Annotated in this window: 20 protein-coding genes and 2 tRNA genes; 16 read left to right on the top strand and 6 right to left on the bottom strand. The window is 70.0% G+C overall.

Translation table 11 applies throughout. The features are described 5' to 3' along the window. The first annotated feature begins 31 nt into the window (after window positions 1–31). From IM770_RS02905 to IM770_RS02890, 4 genes are all read left to right on the top strand, one after another. The gene (locus IM770_RS02905; protein WP_203579599.1) at window positions 32–673 is read left to right on the top strand and encodes an FMN-binding negative transcriptional regulator; all 642 of its coding nucleotides are present in this window, start codon (window positions 32–34) and stop codon (window positions 671–673) included. Beyond that, a complete protein-coding gene (locus tag IM770_RS02900) occupies window positions 670–2,175 on the top strand; it encodes an amidohydrolase (RefSeq protein ID WP_203579598.1) in 1,506 nt (501 codons plus the stop codon). The genes IM770_RS02905 and IM770_RS02900 overlap by 4 nt, the downstream gene beginning before the upstream one ends. A 110-nt stretch (window positions 2,176–2,285) precedes the next feature. Further along, the gene (locus tag IM770_RS02895; RefSeq protein WP_203579597.1) at window positions 2,286–3,677 is read left to right on the top strand and encodes a sensor histidine kinase; all 1,392 of its coding nucleotides are present in this window, start codon (window positions 2,286–2,288) and stop codon (window positions 3,675–3,677) included. Between the two features lie 20 nt (window positions 3,678–3,697). Next, complete coding sequence (locus IM770_RS02890; RefSeq protein ID WP_203579596.1) at window positions 3,698–4,366, top strand: response regulator transcription factor; 669 nt, start codon at window positions 3,698–3,700, stop codon at window positions 4,364–4,366. A 51-nt stretch (window positions 4,367–4,417) separates the two neighbouring features. Here the strand turns inward: IM770_RS02890 and IM770_RS02885 are convergent, their stop codons facing one another. Then, entirely contained in the window at window positions 4,418–4,900 is a 483-nt protein-coding gene (locus tag IM770_RS02885; RefSeq protein ID WP_203579595.1) for a Dps family protein, read from the bottom strand. A gap of 167 nt (window positions 4,901–5,067) precedes the next feature. Between IM770_RS02885 and IM770_RS02880 the strand changes: the two genes are divergently transcribed. Continuing rightward, window positions 5,068–7,215 carry an acyltransferase family protein gene (locus IM770_RS02880; RefSeq protein WP_203579594.1) on the top strand — a complete coding sequence of 716 codons (2,148 nt, stop codon included), beginning with the start codon at window positions 5,068–5,070 and terminating at the stop codon, window positions 7,213–7,215. Beyond that, a complete protein-coding gene (locus IM770_RS02875; protein WP_203579593.1) occupies window positions 7,212–7,751 on the top strand; it encodes a gamma carbonic anhydrase family protein in 540 nt (179 codons plus the stop codon). The genes IM770_RS02880 and IM770_RS02875 overlap by 4 nt, the downstream gene beginning before the upstream one ends. Before the next feature lie 46 nt (window positions 7,752–7,797). On the opposite strand, the gene IM770_RS02870 is transcribed toward IM770_RS02875, so the two are convergent. From IM770_RS02870 to IM770_RS02860, 3 genes are all read right to left on the bottom strand, one after another. Further along, window positions 7,798–8,700 carry an alpha/beta fold hydrolase gene (locus IM770_RS02870; RefSeq protein ID WP_203579592.1) on the bottom strand — a complete coding sequence of 301 codons (903 nt, stop codon included), beginning with the start codon at window positions 8,698–8,700 and terminating at the stop codon, window positions 7,798–7,800. A 114-nt stretch (window positions 8,701–8,814) separates the two neighbouring features. Further along, a complete protein-coding gene (locus IM770_RS02865; protein ID WP_239065733.1) occupies window positions 8,815–10,179 on the bottom strand; it encodes an LCP family protein in 1,365 nt (454 codons plus the stop codon). Window positions 10,180–10,428: 249 nt separating this feature from the next. After that, window positions 10,429–10,502, bottom strand: a tRNA-Gly gene (locus IM770_RS02860). A 176-nt stretch (window positions 10,503–10,678) separates the two neighbouring features. Here IM770_RS02860 and IM770_RS02855 point away from each other — a divergent pair. The 7 genes from IM770_RS02855 (at window position 10,679) to IM770_RS02825 (ending at window position 17,410) form a co-directional block, all read left to right on the top strand. After that, a tRNA-Pro gene (locus tag IM770_RS02855) sits at window positions 10,679–10,752 on the top strand. An 83-nt stretch (window positions 10,753–10,835) separates the two neighbouring features. After that, a complete protein-coding gene (gene tig / locus IM770_RS02850; protein ID WP_203579876.1) occupies window positions 10,836–12,347 on the top strand; it encodes a trigger factor in 1,512 nt (503 codons plus the stop codon). 166 nt (window positions 12,348–12,513) lie between these two features. Next, the gene (locus IM770_RS02845; protein ID WP_109211173.1) at window positions 12,514–13,104 is read left to right on the top strand and encodes an ATP-dependent Clp protease proteolytic subunit; all 591 of its coding nucleotides are present in this window, start codon (window positions 12,514–12,516) and stop codon (window positions 13,102–13,104) included. A 29-nt stretch (window positions 13,105–13,133) separates the two neighbouring features. Next, window positions 13,134–13,805, top strand: coding sequence for an ATP-dependent Clp protease proteolytic subunit (locus IM770_RS02840; RefSeq protein ID WP_203579591.1), 672 nt, complete (start codon window positions 13,134–13,136; stop codon window positions 13,803–13,805). Window positions 13,806–14,006: 201 nt separating this feature from the next. Beyond that, on the top strand, window positions 14,007–15,275 hold the full coding sequence (clpX, locus tag IM770_RS02835) for an ATP-dependent Clp protease ATP-binding subunit ClpX (protein WP_116193219.1): 1,269 nt from the start codon (window positions 14,007–14,009) through the stop codon (window positions 15,273–15,275). A 23-nt stretch (window positions 15,276–15,298) separates the two neighbouring features. Beyond that, window positions 15,299–16,285, top strand: a complete 987-nt coding sequence (locus tag IM770_RS02830; protein ID WP_203579590.1) for a serine hydrolase domain-containing protein — start codon at window positions 15,299–15,301, stop codon at window positions 16,283–16,285. 9 nt (window positions 16,286–16,294) lie between these two features. Beyond that, entirely contained in the window at window positions 16,295–17,410 is a 1,116-nt protein-coding gene (locus IM770_RS02825; RefSeq protein WP_203579589.1) for an epoxide hydrolase family protein, read from the top strand. Between the two features lie 135 nt (window positions 17,411–17,545). On the opposite strand, the gene IM770_RS02820 is transcribed toward IM770_RS02825, so the two are convergent. Beyond that, window positions 17,546–17,989 (bottom strand): hypothetical protein, encoded by a 444-nt coding sequence (locus IM770_RS02820; protein ID WP_203579588.1) that lies wholly within the window; start codon window positions 17,987–17,989, stop codon window positions 17,546–17,548. Between IM770_RS02820 and IM770_RS02815 the strand changes: the two genes are divergently transcribed. The 3 genes from IM770_RS02815 to IM770_RS17810 all read left to right on the top strand — a co-directional run bounded on the left by IM770_RS02815 (window position 17,984) and on the right by IM770_RS17810 (window position 20,019). Then, window positions 17,984–18,364: a hotdog family protein gene (locus IM770_RS02815; protein ID WP_203579587.1), complete on the top strand. Its 381-nt coding sequence runs from the start codon at window positions 17,984–17,986 to the stop codon at window positions 18,362–18,364. The genes IM770_RS02820 and IM770_RS02815 overlap by 6 nt on opposite strands. Window positions 18,365–18,514: 150 nt before the next feature. Next, window positions 18,515–18,829 (top strand): hypothetical protein, encoded by a 315-nt coding sequence (locus IM770_RS02810; protein WP_203579586.1) that lies wholly within the window; start codon window positions 18,515–18,517, stop codon window positions 18,827–18,829. Between the two features lie 80 nt (window positions 18,830–18,909). After that, window positions 18,910–20,019, top strand: coding sequence for an alpha/beta fold hydrolase (locus tag IM770_RS17810; RefSeq protein WP_307785354.1), 1,110 nt, complete (start codon window positions 18,910–18,912; stop codon window positions 20,017–20,019). Here IM770_RS17810 and IM770_RS02800 read toward each other — a convergent pair. Continuing rightward, a complete protein-coding gene (locus tag IM770_RS02800; protein ID WP_203579585.1) occupies window positions 20,016–22,067 on the bottom strand; it encodes a M3 family metallopeptidase in 2,052 nt (683 codons plus the stop codon). The two genes, IM770_RS17810 and IM770_RS02800, sit on opposite strands and share 4 nt — an antisense overlap. Window positions 22,068–22,109 lie beyond the last annotated feature (42 nt).

The following is a 22,109-nucleotide window of genomic DNA, read 5'->3' as shown; positions in this document are numbered from 1 at the left end:
GGGAGATCGGCGCGACCCTAGGCTGGGTCGCATGCGTCAGAACCCGAGCTTCGCCATGGCGGATGTGGGCGAGATCCGTCGCCTCATCGAGCAGAACCCGTGGGTGACCATCGTCAGTTCGTCGGACGCCGGGCTCGTCGCGTCCCACTACGCCGTGCTGCTCGATGCGGACCGTGACGACCTCACGATCGTCGGTCACGTCGGCAAGCCCGACGACCTCATCCACGGGCTGGGCGAGCGTGAGCTCCTCGTCGTGGTGCAGGGCCCGCACGGCTACATCTCGCCCGGCTGGTACGGCGACACGCAGAGCGTGCCGACGTGGAACTTCGTCTCCGCACACCTGAGCGGCGTGCCCGAGATCCTCAGCCCGGAGGAGAACCTCGCGGTGCTCGAGCGCCTGGTTGCGCGATTCGAGAGCGGGATGCCGCAACCGCGGCTGATGTGGGAGCCGCCGAACGATCCCGACTTCGTGCGGCGTCTCGAGCGCGGCACGGTCGGCTTCCGGCTGACGCCGACGAAGGTGGTCGGCAAGCGCAAGCTCAGCCAGAACAAGCCGGACGAGGTCGTCGAGACCGTGATCGTCGAGCTCGAAGCGGGCGCGAGCGCGTACGCCGACCCGCGCCTGCCGGGCGAGATGCGCCGCGATCTTGAGACGCGGAAGGCGGCGCGGTGACGGCGGCGCGCGGCGACGCGCCCGACGTCATCGCGAACGCCCGCCTGACTGGTTTCGAGCGCACCGACCCGTTCGGCCCGGAACCCGTGGACGTGCACCTCGCCGACGGCCTGGTCGTCGACATAGCCCCGGCGGGCGCGCTCCCGCGCCGCGGCCGGGTGCTGGACGCCGAGGGCGGATGGGTGATCCCGGGCCTGTGGGACCATCACGTGCACACCGTCCAGTGGGCGCTGTCGGCCCAGCGCGTCGCGCTCGGCGCCGCGGCGACCGCGACGGAGGCCGCGTCGCTCACGGCCGACGCCCCGGTGCTCGCCGACGGTCGACGGGTCGGCGCGGGGTTCCGCGATGCGTTCTGGCCGGATGCGCCCGCCCTCGCGGTGCTCGACGCCGCCACGGGCGAGGTTCCCACCTACCTCATCAACGCCGACGTCCACAGCGTGTGGCTCAATTCCGCCGCGCTGCGTCGCGAGGGCTTCGAACCCGACGCGACCGGCCTGCTGCGCGAGGAGCCGGCGTTCGAGATCTCGCGGCGTCTGAACGCCGTCGACGCGGCGGTGTCGGACCCGCTCGTCGCGCGAATGGCGCAGGATGCCGCCGCCCGGGGCGTGGTCGGCCTCGTAGACCTCGACATGTCGTGGAACGAGGACGCCTGGGTGCGCCGCCTCGACGCCGGGTTCGATGCGCTGCGGGTGTCGTTCGGCATCTACCCGCAGTTCGTCGACCGGGCCATCGCCGAAGGACTGCAGACCGGCGACGTCGCGCGGGGCGCGGCATCCGATCTCATCCGCGTCGGACCTCTCAAGGTGATCACCGACGGCTCCCTCGGCACCCGCACCGCCGCCACCTCGCAGGCGTACCCCGGCGACCCGCACAACTACGGGCTCCTGACCGTCGACCTCGCGACGCTGGTCGACCTGATGAGCCGCGCGACCGCAGCGGGCATCGCCTCGGCGATCCACGCGATCGGAGATGTCGCGAATTCGCACGCCCTCGACGCGTTCGCCGCGACCGGCGCGTGGGGAACGATCGAGCACGCGCAGCTGGTGGCGCACGCCGACATCCCGCGGTTCGCGCGTCTCGGCGTCGGCGCGAGCGTGCAGCCCGAGCACGCCCTCGACGATCGCGATCTGACCGATACCGTGTGGGCCGGACAGACCGCGCAGCCGTACCCGCTGCGCGCCCTCGACGACACCGGGGCGAACCTTCTGCTCGGCTCGGACGCCCCCGTCGCGCCCCTGGACCCGTGGGCGGCGATGGCGTCGTCGGTGTTCCGCACGCGCGACGGACGGGAGCCGTGGCAGCCGCAGCAGCGCATCGATGCAGCGACGGCCCTCGGGGCTTCGACGCGAGGCGGGTCGGCGGAGCCCGCGAGGATCGAGCCGGGCGACGTGGCCGATCTCGTCGTCTGCGAGCACGACCCGCTGACGGCTGATGAGAAGGCGCTCCGGGGCATGCGCGTGCGCGCGACGCTCCTCGCCGGGCGGCTGACCCACGTCGCATAGGCGCGCGCCTCGTGCGGGGGCCTGCCCCCGTAGCGGTTGGGGAGGGGATGGGATGCCGCGCCCCCGGCGGCGCCGCGAGGCTGGGATCATGACATCCGAGGGAGACGCCCATGACCGCCACCACTGAACCGGCACCGCTGCAGCCGATCGCGGCCCGACCGGCGGGCGCCGGGTTCTGGGAGTCCTACGGACGCGCCTGGGTGCGCACTCCGGGAAGCGCGCTGTACCTGCTCGCGGTCTTCGTGCTCGCGATGATCTCGGTGAGCCTGCTGGCGTCGCTGTTCTGGACCGGGGTCGGACTGCTGATCATCTTCATCGGCCTGCCGCTCGTGGTGCTGACGCTGCTGATCGCGCGGGGCTTCGGCGTCGCCGACCGGTTCCTGCTGCTGTTGACGGGACTCCCCGACATCGCGGAGCCGGAGTGGAACCGCGACACTCCCGATTCAACGGGCTTCTGGAAGACGCTGACCCGCCCGATCCGCAACGCCCACTATTGGGTGTACCTCGTTCACGGCATGATCGTGAGCCCGATCATCAGCACCATCTCGTTCGTGCTGACCGTTGTATGGCTCAGCGTCGGCGTCGGCGGACTGACGTATTGGTTCTGGGGCGTCTTCCTGCCGCGCGGCGATGGCGGGGCGTGGGGGCACTACGTCGACGATGCGCTGCCGTGGCTCTTCGGCGGCTGGTCGGGCTGGGCGGTGGAGGTCGTGCTCTACCTCGTCGCCGGCATCCTGTTCACCTTCACGATGCCGTGGGTGCTCGGCGGGCTCGCGCGAGGGCACCACGCCGTCGCGCAGGGCATGCTCGGACGATGGAGCTCTGACGAGCTGGCGGCCGAGGTCCGCGCCGAGGCGGCGGCGCGCGGCGCCGCCGTCCACGCCGAAGACGTCGCGCTGCGCCGACTGGAGCGCGACATCCACGACGGACCGCAGCAGCGTCTCGTGCGACTGCAGATGGACCTCGCAGCCCTCGAGCGGCGCGCGGCGTCGGGCGACGCCGATGCTGCGGCCGAGCTCGCGCGCGACGCCCGCGGCCATGCGAAGGCGGCGCTCGATGAGCTGCGCGCCCTCTCGAGCGGCGTCGCGCCGCCACTGCTGCAGGACCGCGGCCTTTCCGCGGCGCTCGGTGCACTCGCGACCGGATCGCCGCTGCGGGTGCAGGTGGACGTCGACCCGGCCATCGATCGAGCCGTGAGCCAGGAGGTCGCGCGAACGGTCTACTTCATCGTCGCGGAGCTCATGACCAACGTGGTCAAGCACTCCGGAGCGACGGGCGTCACGCTGCGCGTCGCTCTTCGACGGACGGCCGCCGACACGCCGACCCACCTCGACGTGTGGGTCGTCGACAACGGCCGTGGCGGTGCGGCGGTCACCTCAGGCCACGGCCTGGAGGGTCTGCAGCAGCGCGTGGCGGGTCTTCGCGGCGTCCTCGTCGTGACGAGCCCCGCCGGCGGGCCGACGTCGGTCGGCGCGCACATCCCGCTCGGAGCGACGCTGTGACCGATCCCTATCCTGAGGGGATGACCGCCGCGTCCGATCCCGCACCGCTCCGTGTCGTTCTGTTCGAGGATTCCGTCCTCCTGCGCGAGGGTCTCGTCCGGCTGTTCGACGAGGCCGGATATGTGACCGCCGGCGCCTGGGGAGACGCCGACGACGTCGTCGACCGCGTACGCGAGGCGCGCGCCGATGTCGCCATCCTCGATGTGCGTCTCCCACCGGCGTTCCGCGACGAGGGCATCCGCGCCGCACTGGCGGTGCGGGCGGCCCTGCCGCCCGTCGGCATCCTCGTGCTCAGCCAGTACGTCGAGGGCGTGTATGCCCGCGAGCTCCTCGCCGGCGGCGAGGGCGGCGTCGGCTATCTGCTCAAGGACCGCGTCACCTCGCTGGACGAGTTCACGGATGCCGTGCGCCGCGTCCGCGAGCGTGGCACGGTGCTCGATCCGCTCGTGGTGCAGGGCCTGCTGTCGGCGCGGCCGGATCCGCTGTCCACCCTCACGCCGCGCGAGCGTGACGTGCTGACGCTGATGGCCGAGGGCCGCAGCAACGCGAGCATCGCCGAGCGCCTGTTCATCGGCGTCGGCGCGGTCGAGAAGAACATCAGCGCCATCTTCGCGAAGCTCGGGCTGGAGGAGTCCGGCACCGAGCACCGGCGCGTGCTCGCGGTGCTCGCCTTTCTGCAGCACCCCTGAGACGACGAAGACCCCCGGATCACCGGGGGTCTTCGTGTGGATTGTCTGGGATCACTCGGCGAGGTGCGCGAAGAGGAACCAGCGGTCCTTCTCGAGCGACTCCTTGATGCCGATGGCGATGTCCTGGCTGGTGAGGTCGAACTCGTCGAGGCCGTCGATCGCTGCCTGGACGTCGGCGATCACGGTGTCCATGTCGGAGATCACGTTTCGGATGAGGGCATCCCACTGTGTGAACCCGGCGGGGACGGCGGTCGCCGTCTTCTGTGCGACGGTGCTCACGCGGGCGTCGACCGGGAGACCCAGGGCCACGATGCGCTCGGCGGCCTGGTCGGCGCCGTCCTGCGCGTGAGCCACCACCGAGTCGAGGAGCTCGTGGATCGCGATGAAGTTCGCGCCGCGCACGTTCCAGTGCGCCTGCTTGCCGTTCACGGCCAGGGCCTGAAGGCCCAGGACGACGGGGGTGAGGAACTGCGCCGTCGCTGCGGCGACGTCGGGGTTCGCTGCGGTTGCGGGGGTGGTCTGGGTGTTCGTCATCTCTCTCGCCTCCATCGTGCGGAGGGTCGCTCAGCTCGGCGATCGTCCTCCAGTGACTGCAACGCTACTCACCAGCAGGCATTCCGCAAGCAAGAGAAGGCTGGGCTAAACCGGGACTCGGCGGGGTCGGTGCGGGCTTGCCCAGCCACAGCGGCTAACGTCGATAGGTGCCTTCCGCCGATCACGACCTCGGACCGCAGCATCTGGGCGATCCCGCCAAGACCGTGACCCGCGAGCCCCGCGACCGCTCACCCGAGCACGCTGAGCCGTCGCGCTTCCTTCCCCATGTCCAGGGCCTGCGCGCGATCGCCGTGCTCTGCGTGGTGCTGTATCACTTCTGGCCGGGGCGCGTCCCGGGCGGCTACATCGGCGTCGACATCTTCTTCGTCATCTCGGGGTTCCTCATCACGGCCCATCTGATGCGCGAGCTGACGGCGACGGGCACCGTCAGACTGGGCCAGTTCTGGGCGCGGCGCGCCCGACGCCTGCTGCCGGCATCCCTCCTCGTCCTGGTCTTCTGCGCGCTCGTCGTGATGTCGCCGTACCTCATGCCGACCTCCGCGCTGCCGAACGAGGTGCGCGAGATCCTGGCGTCGACGTTCTACGTCGAGAACTGGTACCTCGCGCTCAACTCGGCCGACTACCTGAACCACGGCGGCTCGCCGACGACGGTCCAGCACTACTGGTCGCTGTCGCTGGAAGAGCAGTTCTACGTCATGTGGCCGCTCATCATGCTGCTCGCCGCGTGGGTCGGGGTGAAGTGGTTCCGGGGAGCGCGCCGACGCGCGATCCTGGCCGCCCTCGGCGTCGTGACGGTGGTGTCGTTCGCCTTCTGCGTCGTGTTCACCATCACGAACCCCGCACCCGCGTACTTCGTCACGTTCGGCCGGATGTGGCAGTTCGGCGTAGGAGCGATGATCGCCCTCGTGCCGATGCTCGGCGTCCGCCACGCCCTCGGGAGCTTCGTCCTCGGCTGGGGCGGCATCCTCCTCCTCGTCTACGTCACCTTCACGTTCGACGCGCAGACGCCGTTCCCGGGCTACATGGCGGCGCTGCCCACCCTCGGCGCGGCCGCGGTCATCGCCGCCTCGAACGCCGAGCGCTGGTGGTATCCGACCCGCATCCTGGCCATCCGCCCCGCGCAGTTCGTCGGCGACATCTCGTACTCGCTCTACCTGTGGCACTGGCCGCTCATCATCATCGCGCCCTCGGTGCCGTTCTGGGGGCTCACGATCTACCACCGGGTCGCCCTGCTCGCGCTGTGCTTCGTGCTCGCGTGGCTCACGAAGCGGTTCGTCGAAGACCCGGTGCGCGGCTGGAAGGTGCTCACCAAGCGTCCGGCGCGCGTGACGCTGTGGTCCTCGCTCGCCGCCATGGTCGTGGTCGCCCTGGTCGCGGCAGCGGCCTGGTTCGTGAATGCGCCGCTGTACAACCAGGGCACGCGCGACATCGCGCAGCTGCAGCAGGATCCGCCCGACTGCTTCGGCGCGGCATCCGTTCTCGATCCGTCCTGCGCCGACGTGGACTTCGGCGACACGATCCTGCCCGCGCCGGGATTCGCGGGGATCGATCGCCCTGAGGACTCGCAGTGCTTCGTGCAGCTCACCGACTCGCGGCCGGTCTCCTGCAACTTCGGGTCCGACGATGCGGACGCTCCTCGCGTCGCGCTCATCGGCGACAGCCACGCGTTCCAGCTCCTGCCCACCTTCCAGCGGATGGCCGACGAGAACGGCTGGCACCTGGTGACGTGGTTCAAGGGCGCCTGCCCGTGGAACGCGACACCGCTGTCGACCCCGGGTGCCTTCGGGGCCGCCTGCACCGAGTGGCGGGAGCGCGTGCAGCGCGCCATCGACGACGCCGACCTCGACGCGGTGTTCACCGCGGCGATCGCCACCACGCCCTACTCGTCGGCCGGATACGACTCGGCCCACGACGCGGCCGTCGCCGGGTACCGCGACGCCTGGAGCACGGTGACCGACCGCGGCATCCCCGTGATCACCGTCGTCGACAACCCCGTCTGGGAGACCGACCCCAACAAGTGCCTGCGCACGCGCGACGCCGCCGACTGCGACGGCGCGCGGTCGGACGTGCTGGTGGCGGAGGATCCGCTGCGGGACGCGGCATCCGGTGCCGACTCCGTCACCCTCCTCGACTTCACCGACGTGTTCTGCGGCACCGACACGTGCGCGCCCGTCGTCGGCGGCGCGAACGTCTACCGCGACCAGGACCACCTCACCGTGACGTTCGCCGACACGCTGGCGCCCTGGTACACCGAGGCGATCCAGGCGGCGCTGGCGAATAGAGTCGGGTCATGACGGTCGCACCCGGAGCCTCGGTCCTCAGCGCAGCGGGCAGGACGCCCCAGCTCGATCCGACGTCGTTCGTCGCCGCCGGCGCGCGCGTCGTCGGGGGTGTGACTCTCGGGCCGGGCGCGAGCGTCTGGTACAACGCGGTGCTCCGCGCCGACGGAGACACCATCACGGTCGGCGCCCGCAGCAACCTGCAGGACAACGTGTCGGTCCACGTCGACGCCGGCAGACCCGTGACCATCGGCGAGGATGTGTCGGTCGGCCACAACGCCGTCGTGCACGGATGCACCATCGGCGACGGGTCGCTCATCGGCATGGGCGCGGTCGTGCTCAACGGAGCGAGGATCGGATCCGGATGCCTCGTCGCCGGGGGTGCGGTGGTGCTCGAGGGGTCGGAGATCCCGGACGGGTCGCTGGTGGCGGGCGTCCCCGCCAAGGTCCGCCGGGAGCTGAGCGCCGAGGAGCAGGCAGGACTGCTGCGCAACGCCGAGCACTACCTGACCCATATCCAGGAGCACCTCGACGCGACGCCCGCCGGCTGAGCGGGAGGAGACCGCCGCCGCCCGCCGCGCCGCCGTTGCGCGGCGATCAGGCCTGCGGCGGCGGGTGGTGCCTGCCGCGGTGCACCTCGTACAGGCGCACGTGACCCGGCGCGGACGGGTCGTTCTCGATCGGCTTGTCGTCCATGAAGAGCCGGATGACGTGGGCGAGCTGGCCGGGGTGGCTGAAGTTGATGGCGTGCGCAGCCCCTTCGAGCAGCACGACGAGCACGTGACTGTCGGTCTGACTGGCGATCTCGTCGACGCGGTGGGCGTGCGGGAGCAGCGGATCGCGTTCGCCCAGCACCACGAGGGTCGGGATGTGGAGCTCGAGAAGTCGCTGCAGCGACGGATACTGCGTGAGGGACCGGAACATCCGCATCGTGCTCGGCACGCCGAACCGCACGTAGTCCGGCACGGCGACGCGCGCCATGCGCGTCGGCTCGCGCGGCGCATCGACGGACAGCTGCCGGATCGCGCGGCGCAAGGGCTGGTTGAACACGCCGCCTGCCGGCGACACGAGAACGGCGCGGTCGATGCGCTCGGGATAGGTGTGCGCGGTCTCGATGATGACCGGGCATCCCATCGAGTTACCGACGAGCGTCGCCTTCTCGACCCCGCGGTCGTCGAGGAAGTCGACCGCGGCGCGCGCCAGGTCGGGAATGTCCAGCATGTCGCGGCGCTTGCCGCTGCGCCCGAATCCCGGCAGATCCGGCACGAAGGTGTGGAAGTCGTCCGCCAGCTTCTCGGCGGTGGGCAGCAGGTAGCGCCCCGACAGCCCGAAGCCGTGCACGTGGGCCATGACGCGGGGGTCGCGCGCCGGGCGGGGGGACTCGCGGTAGAACACGTCGACGTCGTCGATGCGGGTCCACTTCTCGGTCAGGCTCGACGCCGGACGGCGCGGCAGCTTCCGGCTCGCACTCGGTTCCGGCGAGGCGTTCGGGCGGCTCATCGCGACTCCTGAAGGGCACGGATCGATCGGTCCCCAGTCTGCCCTCCGGACCGGCACGCGCAACAGGGGTCGCTCGGCATGCACCGGTGCCACCGCCGCCACGTCCTCACTCCGTCACCCGGCGGACGTCGGCGTCGGCGGATGCAGCGTCGAGTCCACCAGCTGCTGGATGTACGCCCAGTCGGGGTTGTGCTCGTCGATGCCGCCGTCCGGTGTCAGCTCGATCGTCGTCACCTCCTGCTCCCTGGCCTTCAGCGCGAGGTCGAGGAGCGTCGGGACGAACGACTGCGGCACGTCGGTGCTGACGAGGTCGACACCGGCATCGGCCACCTCCTCGAACCGCGTGAGGACGACCTGCGGCGTGAACTGGGCGAGGATCGCCTGCTGCAGCTCGCGCTGACGCCGCATGCGGTCGAAGTCGCTGGTGGTGTGGCGGGACCGCGCGTACCACTGCGCCGTGAAGCCGTCCATGCGCTGGGTGCCCGGCTCGATCCAGCCTTGCACCCATTCCTCCAGCGGCTGGCCGGTGTAGCCCGGACCGCCGACCGGGATGCGCTCCTTTACGGTGATCTCGACTCCGCCCAGCGCGTCGATGAGCTCCTCGAACGCGTACATGTCGATCGTCACGTAGTACGGCACCTTGATTCCGAGGATGCCCTCCACCGCGTCCTTGGTGGCCTCGATGCCCGGTGCCGAGCCGTCCGCAACGGCGTCGGGATAGAGCAGCGCCCCGTCCTCGCAGACCTCCACCTCGGTGTTCAGCTGGTTGATGCCGCTGCCCCAGCCGCAGGCGGGGTCGGCGCGGCCCTCGTGGCCATCCGGGTACCGGTCCTGCATGGGTCCCTCGGAGAAGGGGAAGCCCGGCATGTCACGGGGGAATCCCGTGATCGTGGTGGCGCCGGTCTCGGCGTTGATCGAGACGACCGAGATGCTGTCGAACCTCTTGGAGTCGTTGCTCGGGACGTGATCGGCGCCCAGCAGCAGCACGTTGTAGTACCCCTCGGACGGCTCGATCGTCGGGCCGCTCCCGCCGAAGATGGCGCCGAACGTGTCGCGCGTCGTGCCCGCCATGCCCGCGGCCTGCACGGCGGTGCCGCTCGCGACGATGAGGAGGGTGACGGATGCCGCGGCGATCGCGAAGCGCGCGCGGGTTCCGGTCTTCACCAGCCGGACGAGACGAAGCGTGTCCAGGGTGAGCACCACCCACAGCACGGCGTACGCGATGAGAAGGCCCTGCGCGAGGAGCAGCGCCAGCGGGCTCGTCGCGACCGCCAGGAACATGGGTCGCGCGAGCAGAGCGGCCAGGCCCGTCAGGAGCACGAGAGTCCACATCACCACGGTCGACACGAGTCCGACCCGGCCGAGCCGGCGGTCGCCCGCGAGCACCTGTGCCGAGCCGGGGAGGACGAAGTTCAGCAGGATCAGCCACCAGCCGCGACGCGTCATCATCGCCCGGGACGAGGCATCCGGGAATCGCATCGGCCGGCCCTGGGCCCGTGGCGCCGCCGCCGGGGGAGCGGTGCGCGGGGGTGCGGGCGGCGGGGGTGCGACGATCGTGGTCACCGGCCCAGGCTAGGCGCGGCGTCGCCCGGAGCCGCGTATCGGTCGCGGCGCGTCCGGGAGCGTGGGCCCAGGATCTCCGTGGGGGATCGGAGGTGCTCACCGCGATCGGGAGCAGGGAAGTGCACGGCGCGGTGTGTGCGTCACCGAGGTGCCATGCGGAGGTGGTGGAGGGGATGACGGGAATCGAACCCGCACCATCAGTTTGGAAGACTGAGGCTCTACCATTGAGCTACATCCCCGAGCGCCCGCGGACGGGCACCGGTCAATCGTAGTACATCGCGCCGGTCGTCCCGTTCCGAACCGCCCGCGCGCCGCCTGCCCGTCGGCCCTCCGTGACGGCGCGGAGATAGGTTCCTGGCCGGTCGGCTAGACTTCTCGGGGCCGAAATGCGCGCACGTACGTGTGCGGACCCGCCCGGGGCGTAGCTCAGCTTGGTAGAGCGCCCGCTTTGGGAGCGGGAGGCCGCAGGTTCAAATCCTGTCGCCCCGACGTCACGGCCCTCAGAATTCCGAACCCAGACCTTGTACCGCCGCGTCCTCGCGCGGTCCGATAGAGGAGAAGTAACAGGCATGGTGAACAGCACCGTCGAGAAGCTCAGCCCGACCCGGGTGAAGCTCCACATCACGGTCAGCCCCGACGAGCTCAAGCCGTCGATCAAGCACGCGTACGAGCACATCGCGCAGGACGTGCAGATCCCCGGCTTCCGCAAGGGCAAGGTGCCCGCGCCGATCATCGACCAGCGCATCGGCCGCGTCGCGGTGCTCGAGCACGCCGTCAGCGAGGGCCTCGACACGTTCTACCGCGAGGCCGTCGCCGCCAACGAGCTGCGCGTCCTCGGTCGTCCGTCGGCCGAGGTCACCGAGTGGCCGGACGAGAAGGACTTCTCGGGCGACCTCGAGGTCGAGGTCGAGGTCGACGTGCGTCCCGAGTTCGACCTGCCCGCCTTCGAGGGCACGACCGTCGAGGTCGAGGCCGTCGAGGTCGACGAGGCTGCCATCGACGCCGAGCTCGACCGCCTGCGCGGCCGCTTCGGCACGCTGGTGACGGTCGACCGTCCGGCGGCGAGCGGCGACTTCGTCGAGCTCGACCTGGTCGCGACGATCGACGGCACCGAGATCGACCGCGCCGACGGCGTGTCGTACGAGGTCGGCTCGGGCGAGCTGCTCGAGGGCATCGACGAGGCCATCGACTCGCTCACGGCCGGCGAGGACACCACGTTCCGCTCGAAGCTGGTCGGCGGCGACCACGCCGGCGAAGAGGCCGAGGTCTCTGTCACCGTCAAGGCCGTCAAGGAGCGCGAGCTGCCCGAGGCCGACGACGACTTCGCGCAGATCGCGAGCGAGTTCGACACCATCGGCGAGCTGCGCGACAGCCTCAAGGAGCGCGTCGGCCAGCAGGGCGCGTTCACGCAGGGCTCCGCCGCGCGCGACAAGCTCATCGAGACGCTCCTCGAGCAGGTCGAGATCCCCGTGCCGCCGCAGCTCATCGAGGACGAGGTGCACAACCACCTCGAAGGCGAAGGCCGCCTCGAGGACGACGTCCACCGCGCCGAGGTGGCCGAGGCCAGCGAGAAGCAGTTCAAGACGCAGATGCTGCTCGACAAGATCGCCGAGACGGTCAACGTGCAGGTCTCGCAGGACGAGCTCACGCAGTACCTCGTGCAGTCCGCCGCCCAGTACGGCATGGCGCCCCAGGAGTTCGTGAACGCGCTGCAGGAGAGCAACCAGCTCCCCGCCATGATCGGCGAGGTCGCCCGCAACAAGGCGCTCGCCGTCGCCCTCGGCAAGGTCACCGTCGTCGACACCAACGGCGACCCGGTCGACCTGAGCGGCTTCGTGGCCACGGACGACGAGGAAGAGGTCGTCGAGGAGGCGGAGGAGATCGCGGACGCCGCGGCCGACGCCGACGCCGTGATCGAGGCCGAAGAGGCCGAGAAGCCCGCGAAGAAGGCGCCCGCGCGCAAGCCCGCGGCCAAGAAGGCAGCGGCCGCCGACGCGGACGAGGCTCCGGCCGAGAAGAAGGCTCCCGCCAAGAAGGCTCCCGCGAAGAAGCCTTCGGCCAAGAAGGCCGCCGACGCCGAGTGATGTTCTGTTCGGCCCGCTTCTCGCGGTGACCGACGAGGAGAAGAGGACGGATGCCGCGGCATCCGTCCTCTTCCGTCTCCGGGCCGATCTGCCCAGGGCGAACACGGGCGGGTCGTTCGCGGTGCGCCGGTAGATTCGATGGCGACCCAAGGAAACAGGAGTACACATGGCCGAACCACTTGTCGCGACCAGCGTCTTCGACAGGCTGCTGAAGGACCGCATCATCTGGCTGGGGTCGGAGGTGCGTGACGAGAACGCCAACGAGATCTGCGCGAAGATCCTGCTTCTCGCCGCCGAGGACTCCGAGAAGGACATCTACCTCTACATCAACTCGCCCGGCGGCTCGATCACGGCCGGCATGGCGATCTACGACACGATGCAGTTCGTGCCGAACGACATCGTCACCGTCGGCATCGGCATGGCCGCGTCGATGGGCCAGCTGCTGCTGACCGCCGGCACGAAGGGCAAGCGGTACATCACGCCCAACGCCCGCGTCCTGCTCCACCAGCCGCACGGCGGCTTCGGCGGCACCGCGAGCGACATCCAGACGCAGGCGCAGCTCATCCTCGACATGAAGAAGCGCCTCGCCGAGATCACCGCGAAGCAGACCGGCAAGAGCGTCGAGCAGATCAACGCCGACGGCGACCGCGACCGCTGGTTCGGTGCCGAGGAGGCCCTGGAGTACGGCTTCGTCGACCACATCCGCGAGTCCGCGACGGACGTCATCGGCGGCGGCGGCACCGCCACCGACAGCTGAGGCCGAAGGCGAAAGAGAGAGAACCCGGAATGCAGACCCCCACCTTCGGTCAGGCGGCGCCCCAGGCGCTGCAGATGCCCGGCAGCCGCTACATCCTCCCGCAGTTCGAGGAGCGCACGGCCTACGGCTACAAGCGTCAGGACCCGTACAACAAGCTGTTCGAAGACCGCGTCATCTTCCTGGGCGTCCAGGTCGACGACGCCTCGGCGGACGACGTCATGGCGCAGCTGCTCGTGCTGGAGAGCCAGGACCCCGACCGCGACATCATCATGTACATCAACTCGCCGGGTGGCTCGTTCACGGCGATGACGGCGATCTACGACACCATGCAGTACGTGTCGCCGCAGATCCAGACGGTCGTCCTCGGCCAGGCGGCCTCGGCGGCCGCCGTGCTGCTCGCCGCCGGCGCCCCCGGCAAGCGTCTCGCGCTGCCGAACGCCCGCATCCTGATCCACCAGCCTGCCATGGGCGAGGCGGGTCACGGGCAGGCGTCCGACATCGAGATCCAGGCGCAGGAGATCCTCCGCATGCGGACCTGGCTCGAGCAGACCCTTGCGAAGCACTCGAACAAGAGCGTCGAAGAGGTCAACAAGGACATCGACCGCGACAAGATCCTCTCGGCGGAGGAGAGCGTGGCGTACGGCCTCGTCGACCAGGTGCTCACCACGCGCAAGCGCGGCCAGCAGGCGCTCACCAAGTAGCACCGGCGACCGCTGCGATCCCGGCGCCCCGCTTCCCGATCCTCGGGCTGGCGGGGCGCCGTCGTGTGCGGCGGCGTTCCGCTCACGGCGAACCGCGGTCGTCCACAACGTGCGTCGCAATGCCGCCGCTTGTCGGCGTCAGCTATTAGGCTCGGAGAACAGCTGGGGGCTCGTCCCCCTGATGTCACGAGGAGGAGCGGAATGGCACGCATCGGTGAGAGCGCCGACCTGTTCAAGTGCTCCTTCTGCGGCAAGAGCCAGAAGCAGGTCCAGCAGCTGATCGCCGGCCCCGGCGTCTACATCTGCGATGAGTGCGTCGAGCTGTGCAACGAGATCATCGAAGAGCGCATGGCCGAGTCGTCCTCGGGCGTGGTCGCCGACTTCGATCTGCCCAAGCCGCGCGAGATCTTCGCCTTCCTCGAGGAGTACGTCGTCGGTCAGACCGACGCGAAGCGCGCACTGTCGGTCGCGGTGTACAACCACTACAAGCGTGTCCGCGCGCACGGCACCATCCAGTCGGCCGAGCAGCGCGCCGACGAGATCGAGATCGCCAAGAGCAACATCCTGCTGCTCGGCCCTACCGGTTGCGGCAAGACCTACCTGGCACAGACGCTCGCCAAGCGACTCAACGTGCCGTTCGCGGTGGCGGACGCCACGGCCCTGACAGAAGCCGGCTACGTCGGCGAAGACGTCGAGAACATCCTCCTGAAGCTCCTGCAGGCCGCCGACTTCGACACGAAGCGCGCAGAGACCGGCATCATCTACATCGACGAAGTCGACAAGATCGCCCGGAAGGCGGAGAACCCGTCGATCACGCGCGATGTGTCCGGTGAAGGAGTGCAGCAGGCCCTCCTGAAGATCCTCGAGGGCACCGTGGCCTCCGTGCCGCCGCAGGGCGGCCGCAAGCACCCGCATCAGGAGTTCATCCAGATCGACACGACGAACGTGCTGTTCATCGTGGCAGGAGCGTTCGCCGGGCTCGAAGACATCATCTCGTCGCGGGTCGGCAAGCACGGTGTCGGTTTCGGGGCGTCGCTGCACCGCAAGGACGAAGACCTCAACCTGTTCGGCGACGTTCAGCCCGAAGATCTCCACAAGTTCGGCCTGATCCCCGAGTTCATCGGCCGCCTCCCCGTCGTCGCCTCGGTCTCTCCGCTCGACCGCGAGGCTCTCATGGAGATCCTCACCGAGCCGAAGAACGCACTGGTGAAGCAATACCACCGCATGTTCGAGCTCGACGGAGTCACCCTCGAGTTCGACCGCGAAGCGCTCGAGGCGATCGCCGATCTGGCGGTCGCCCGCAAGACCGGCGCGCGCGGTCTCCGTGCGATCCTCGAGGACGTCCTCGGGCCGATCATGTTCGAGATCCCGTCGACCGACGACGTCGACAAGGTCATCGTCACGCGCGCCGCCGTCGACGAGGGCGCGCCGCCGACGCTCGTGCTGCGCGAGAAGCGCAAGAGCGCCTGATCCCACCCGCTACAGTTCGAGGCATGGACACCCTCAGCCCCGATCTCGACGACTACTGCGGCGTCGTCAGCGTGCGCCGCGGCGACGAGGTGCTCGGTGAGTGGGCGCTCGGCCTCGCCGATCGCACGGCGGGCGTGGCGAACACACCGGAGACCCGGTTCGGACTGGCCAGCGGCACGAAGACCTTCACGGCGACCACCGTCCTGTCGCTCGTGGGTGACGGCGCGCTGGCGCTCGACACCACCGCACGAGAGATCCTCGGCGACGACCTGCCGCTCATCGCGGCGGATGTCACGATCGACCACCTGCTGACCCATACGTCCGGCATCGGCGACTACCTCGACGAGGAGATCGACGGCCTGGCTCCGCTTTCGGTTCCGGTGCAGCAGCTCGATTCGACGCCGGCGTACCTGCCGCTGCTCGACAGCTTCCCGACCAAGTTCGCCGCGGGCGAGCGGTTCTCTTACTGCAACGGCGGCTACGTGGTGCTGGCGATCATCGCCGAACGCGTGGCGAAGACCCCCTTCGCCGACCTGGTCGCGCGGCGCGTGTTCGCGCCGGCAGGGATGGCGGCATCCGGTTTCGCCCGTTCGGATCTGCTGCCCCAGGGCACGGCGACCGGCTACAAGGACGACGGCCGGACGAACGTCTTCGAACTTCCCGTCCTCGGCTCGGGGGACGGCGGGGCGTATTCGACGGTCGGCGACCTCCACCGCTTCTGGCGGGCGCTGCTGAGCGGGCGGGTGATCGCGCCCGCCCTCGTGGACCTGCAGATCGAGCCGGTGACCGCCGACGCGGGGGACGGGCTGGCGTACGGCCGCGGGGTGTGGCTCGACGGCGAAGACCTCACGATGGCGGGCGGCGACCACGGTGTGACCGCCGTGAGCCGTCACGACGCGCGCACCTCCACCACTGTGTCGGGGCTCGCGAACATCATGGTTCCCACCTTCGCGCGCACCAAGGCGCTGATGGCCGCCGTGCGCGCCGGGGATGTCGGACGGAGTCCGTAGTCTGCCGGAATGAGCATCCGGCCCTTCGCCGTCAACGTCACCGACGCTGACCTCGCCGACCTCCACGATCGGCTCGACCGCTTCCGACCGCTGCCGGACTCGCCCCGGCGCCCGAGCGCCGGGATGACCGCCGAGTATCTCGCCGAGCTCGTCGCCGACTGGCGTGCGTGGGATTGGCGTTCACGCGAGCGCTGGCTCAACAAGCACCCGCAGTTCCTCGCCGACATCGGTGACAGCACCGTGCATTTCGCCCATCTGCGGTCCGATGACATCGACGCGCCCGCGCTCCTCGTGATGCACGGCTGGCCGCACACCTTCGCACTGCAGCTGGACTTCGCCGACCTGCTTCCGGACTTCCACGTCGTGGTGCCGAGCTTCCCCGGCTTCGCCTTTTCGAGCCCCTATGCCGACGGTCCCGTCTCCGAGGTTCGCCTCGCCGTCACCATGCACACCCTGATGACGCAGGTGCTCGGCTACGACCGGTATCTGACCTACGGTGAAGACGTCTCTGCGAACGTCAACGATCTGATCGCCGGCACCTACGGCGATGCGGTGGCAGGGATCATCGCGACCCATTCCCACTTTCCGTCGATGGCGGAGCGCGCAGAGCTCACGGCGCCCGACGAAGTGGCGTTCTTCACGAGGCTCGAGCAGTGGGGCGGTGCGAACGGCGCCTACGGGCATGTGCAGGCCACGCGCCCCGACACCCTCGCGGCAGCGCTGAACGACTCACCGGCGGGTTTGCTCGCCTGGCTGACCGAGAAGCTGGTCGAGTGGAGCGACACCCCCGAGGGCGACCCGCGAGAGGTCGAGCGACGCATCTCGCGAGACCGGATCCTCACCGAGGCGATGGTCTACTGGACCACCCAGAGCATCGGCACGTCCTTCCGCCCCTACTACGAGGGGGCGGACCAGCCCGACGAGATGCCGCCGGTCGAGGTGCCGGCATCCGTTCACATCCAGCGGCACGAGGGCGACTACCCCGAGTCGCTCGCGCGGCGCTTCTACCGCGATCTGCGCACGTTCGAACGCCTCGACGAGGGCGGGCACTTCGCCGTCGCCGAAGTGCCCGCCGCGATGGCCGACCGTGTGCGCGGGTTCGCGCGCGACATCGGCGTGCTCTGAGGCACTTCCGCCGCCTGACTCCCGGAGTGCGTGGCCGGATCCGGCCACGCACCGAATGGCGACTCCGGGCGACGCGAAGGCGTGGCCAGGACGGGTGTACTCGGCGATATGTCCACATTCGCTTCGGCCTCACACTCACACACGACCGCTTCGGCCGCCGACGCCGCACCGACCTCTCCCGCCCGGCTGAGGGCGGTCACCGGCGAAGGTGACCGCATCGGCGAGTTGCTCATCGACCGCGAGCTCAACGGGCCACGTCGATCTGCCAACGGCGGGTTCGCCGCCGGGTACATCGCGCAGCATGTCGACTCCGACACCGTGACCGTCGTCCTTCGACGACCCATCCCGGTCGGACGGCGTCTCGAAGTCCGGGACGACGCAGATGGCGGCGCGGTCGTCGCTGACAAGGGTCGTGCCGTGGCGCAGGCATACCCCGGCCGGCTCTCGGAGGGAGTCGTCCCGGCGGCCCCATCCTTTGCCGACGCGCTGCTCGCACGTTCGCGGTATCCACTCGCCGGCGTCCGGCATCCGCTCGCCGACTGCGTCGTCTGCGGGCCCGAGAGGGTGGACGGCATGCATGTCACCCCCGGTCCGGCGCCGGCCGACGCCCATCGGCTCGCCGCGCCATGGACCGTCGACGTGCGCTTCTCGCACGCGGGCCTGGCCCAGTACGCCGCGGTCTGGGGTGCGCTCGACTGCCCGAGCTATCCGGCCCGGGCGCTGGCGACCGGCACACTCTGCCTGCTCGGCACGATGACCGCACGGGTCGAAAGGCGGCCCCGGGTGGGCGAGCACCTCGTCGTCCACAGCTGGACGCGCGAGGAGCGGGGAAGACGGTTCGAGACCTCGGCGGCGATGGTCGACTCCACCGGCGAATTCGTGGCACGAGCCGACTCGACGTGGGTCGCTGTCAAGCACCAGCGGGCCATCGCTGCCGCCCGGTGGCTGCGGTAGCGCCGGTCCGCACGGCGATGGCCTGATCCGGCCATCGCCGCGATACCGCGAATGGCAGATCCTCCCGATGTCGCCGCACGAGCCGCGGCGCGACGATGGCCTCGCTTCGGCCCGAGGATGGCCCTGAGGTCGTACGAGGAAGGAGATCCGATGTCCCTCAGCGCTCTCGGGACGAGCGATGTGCTGACCGAGTCGGTGGCGTCGGTGGAGCAGGCGGCGGCACTCACGCAGCGCCTGCTCGAGTCCGTCGGCCCCGCGCTCGAGCTGCTCACCATCGAACTCGGTCACCGGCTCGGACTCTACGCGGCGATCGACACCGCGGGAATCGTGACGGCGCCGGATCTGTCACGGCCCGTCCTGCGCGGCCCGACCGTCGTCGCGTCGAGCGCACGTGCGGGATTCCGCCGGGCCACGCGGCTCGCCATCGATCACCCGACCAGGTCGTTCTACCGGCTGGATCCGTGACCGGTTCGCGCCTCCGACCGGATCCGGCCCGCGGTCCGGGCCGCTCGCGGCGGATCGGACCGCGGGACCATACTGATGTCGTGTCCAGCCCTCTGACCGTCAACTACGCGTGGTCGGGTTCCGACGACGTCGCGTGGTCGGAGGCGGGTGCGGGTGCACCGGTGATCGTGGGCGGCTGGTGGATGAGCCACCTGGAGCGGGACTGGGAGTACGCCCCGTTCCGGACATTCGTCGAGGCCATCGCGCAGCATCGTCGAGTGATCCGCATGGATCCTCCCGGCACCGGGTTGTCGCGCTCCCGTCAGGTCACGCCGGCAGACCTCGAGCCGCACGTCCAGGCGGTGAAGGCGGTGATGGATGCCGCCGATACGCCGGAGGCGACGCTGTTCGCCGGCTCATCCGGGTGCGCCATCGCGGTGGAGTTCGCGGCCCGGTATCCCGAACGCGTCCGTCGGCTGGTGCTGGCGGGCGCCTATCTCGACGGCTCGTCCATCGCGTCGGCCGCCGATCGCGCCGCGCTCGTCGAACTCGTCCGCAGCAGCTGGGGCGTGAGCTCACGCGTCATGTCGGACATCTTCTATCCCGACGCCACGGCGGAGCAGCGACGCGCGTACGCGCGCCATCAGCGCTCCACAGCGACCGCTGAGGCGGCCGCGGCAGGACTGGCCGCCGTCTACGCGTTCGACGCGCGCGGAGCGGCGAAGCTCGTCCGCACTCCCACGCTGGTTCTGCACCGGCGGGGAGATCGCGCCATCCGGCTCGCTCTGGGCGCCGCCGCTGCGGCAGCGATACCTGACGCGACCCTCCACGTCTTGGACGGCGCAGATCACCACCCGTGGCACGGCGACGCGGCCGAGTTCCTGCGCCGGGTGCTCGCGTTCGACGGCGTGTCGGAAGAGGCGCTGAGCGCAGTCCTCCCCGATGCCGACCCGACGCCTACTGACCGGAACGTGGCGCCGATCGCTGCGCCGGACGCCGCGGGGACCGCGGAGTCGCCCATCTCCCCGAGGGAGCTCGAGGTGCTCCTTCTCGTATCGCGCGGCATGACCGATGCCCAGATCGCCGCAGAGCTCTTCCTCAGCGTCCACACCGTGCACCGGCACGTGGCGAACGCGCGGACGAAGCTGAATGCGCCGACGCGAGCGGCCGCCGCCGCATGGGCGGTCGCTCGCACCGGCACCAGTACCTAGTCCGTGAGTCCGCGGCGCTCGAGGAGAGGCTGGATCTCGGCGTCGCGGCCGCGGAAGTCGCGGTAGGCCTCGAGCGGATCCTTCGACCCTCCCACGCCCAGCAGTCGGTCGCGGAAGCGGTCGCCGTTCTCACGACGCAGACCGCCGTTCTCACGGAACCACTCGACGGTGTCGGCGTCGAGCACCTCGCTCCAGATGTACGAGTAGTAGCCCGCGCTGTACCCGCCCGAGAAGACGTGCGCGAAGTACGTGGAGGAGTACCGCGTGGGCACCGCGGGGTTGTCGAGGCCGATGTCGGCCAACGCGGCCGTCTCGAACTCCGCCACGTCGATCTCGGCGTCCGCCTGCTCGACCGAGAGCGAGTGCCAGGCTTGGTCGAGCCACGACGCCGCCAGGTACTCGCTGGTCGCGAAGCCCTGGTTGAACGCCTCGGAGGCGTGCAGCTTCTCCACGATCTCGGCAGGCAGCGGCTCATCGGTGTCGATGTGGCGCGCATAGGAGGCGAGGATCTCGGGCCAGTAGATCCACATCTCGTTGACCTGGCTCGGGAACTCCACGAAGTCGCGGTAGACGTTCGTGCCGGCGAAATGCGGATAGGTGACCGTCGCGAAGAGGCCGTGCAGGGCGTGGCCGAACTCGTGGAAGAGCGTCGTGACCTCGTCGAGGCTCAGCAGCGTGGGCCGGCCGGCGGCCGGCTTCGGCACGTTGAGGTTGTTCACGACGACCGGTGCCGTGCCTCGCAGGCGCGACTGCAGCACGATCGAGTTCATCCAGGCGCCGCCGCGCTTGGTGTCGCGGGTGTACAGGTCCAGGATGTAGAGGCCGAGTGCCGAGCCGTCGGCGTTGTGCACCTCGAACACCCGGGTGTCAGGGTGGTAGCCGCCGAGGTCGGTGCGCTCGCTGAAGGTGATCCCGTATAGGTCGGTCGCCGCTCGGAACACGCCGTCCTGCAGCACGCGCTCGGCCTCGAACCAGGGTCGCAGGGCGCTGCGATCGAGGTCGTACTCGGCCGCCCGCACCTTCTCGGTGTAGAAGGCCCAGTCGTGCGCCTCCAGCGCGAAGGGCACGGCATCGCGATCGATGATCGCCTGGAGCTTCTCCTGCTCGCGGCGGGCGTTGCGGGCTGCGGGGACCGCCAGCTGGCGCAGCAGGTCGTGGACGGCGGCCGGGGATCCCGCCGTCTGGTCCGAGGTCACGTATGCGGCGTGCGACTCGTAGCCCAGAAGCGCGGCACGCTCGGCCCGCAGCCGGACGATCTCGAGAAGCGTGGCGCGGTTGTCGTGCTCGTTGCCGCGGGAGCCGCGCGAACGGGATGCCGCGAGCAGGCGCGCGCGGGAGTCGCGGTCGGTCAGGCTCGACAGGTACGGGTGGCCCGTGAAGAGCGTGAGGGTCACGAGCCACTTGCCGTCGAGGCCGCGGTCGGCCGCCGATTGCGCCGCCGCGGAGAGCTCGCCCTCCGCCAGCCCGTCGAGCTGCGCGGCGTCGTCGAAGACGACCGCGAGGTCGTTCGTGTCGGCGAGAAGGTTCTTCTCGAACTGCGTGGTGAGGGTCGACAGACGCTGGTTGAGCTCGCTCAGCCGAGCCTTGGCCTCATCGTCGAGGCCGGCGCCGGCGTGCGACATCTCGGTGAAGTGCCGCTCGACGAGATAGCGCTGCTCGGGGGAGAGGTCCAGTTCATCGAGCTGCTCGTGGACCGTCCTGACGCGCCAGTACAGCTCCGAGTCCAGCTGGATGGAGTCCTGGTGCGCGGCCATCAGCGGCGCGAGCTCCTCCTCGATCGCCTGGATCTCCGGCGTGGCATCAGCCGACGAGACCGTGTAGAACGTGCGCGCGACGTCCCCGAGCAGGCGACCGCTCTCTTCCAGCGGCACCAGCGTGTTCTCGAACGTCGGCATCGACCGCACCCGGGTGATCGCTGCCACTTCCGCGCGGTGAGCGGTGAACGCCTGCTCGAACGCCGGCAGGTAATGCTCGGGCCGGATGGCGGCATAGTCGGGCAGCCCGTAGGGGAGCGTACTGGCGATGAGGAGCGGGTTGTCGTTCGGCATGGCGTACAGCCTAACCACCGGGACCGCAGTGCCGCCGATCTT

The sequence above is a fragment of the Microbacterium hibisci genome (assembly GCF_015278255.1).
Classification (GTDB): domain Bacteria; phylum Actinomycetota; class Actinomycetes; order Actinomycetales; family Microbacteriaceae; genus Microbacterium; species Microbacterium hibisci.
The sequence above is the reverse complement of the archived record's forward strand: the minus strand, read 5'-3'. Positions and strand labels throughout refer to the sequence as shown.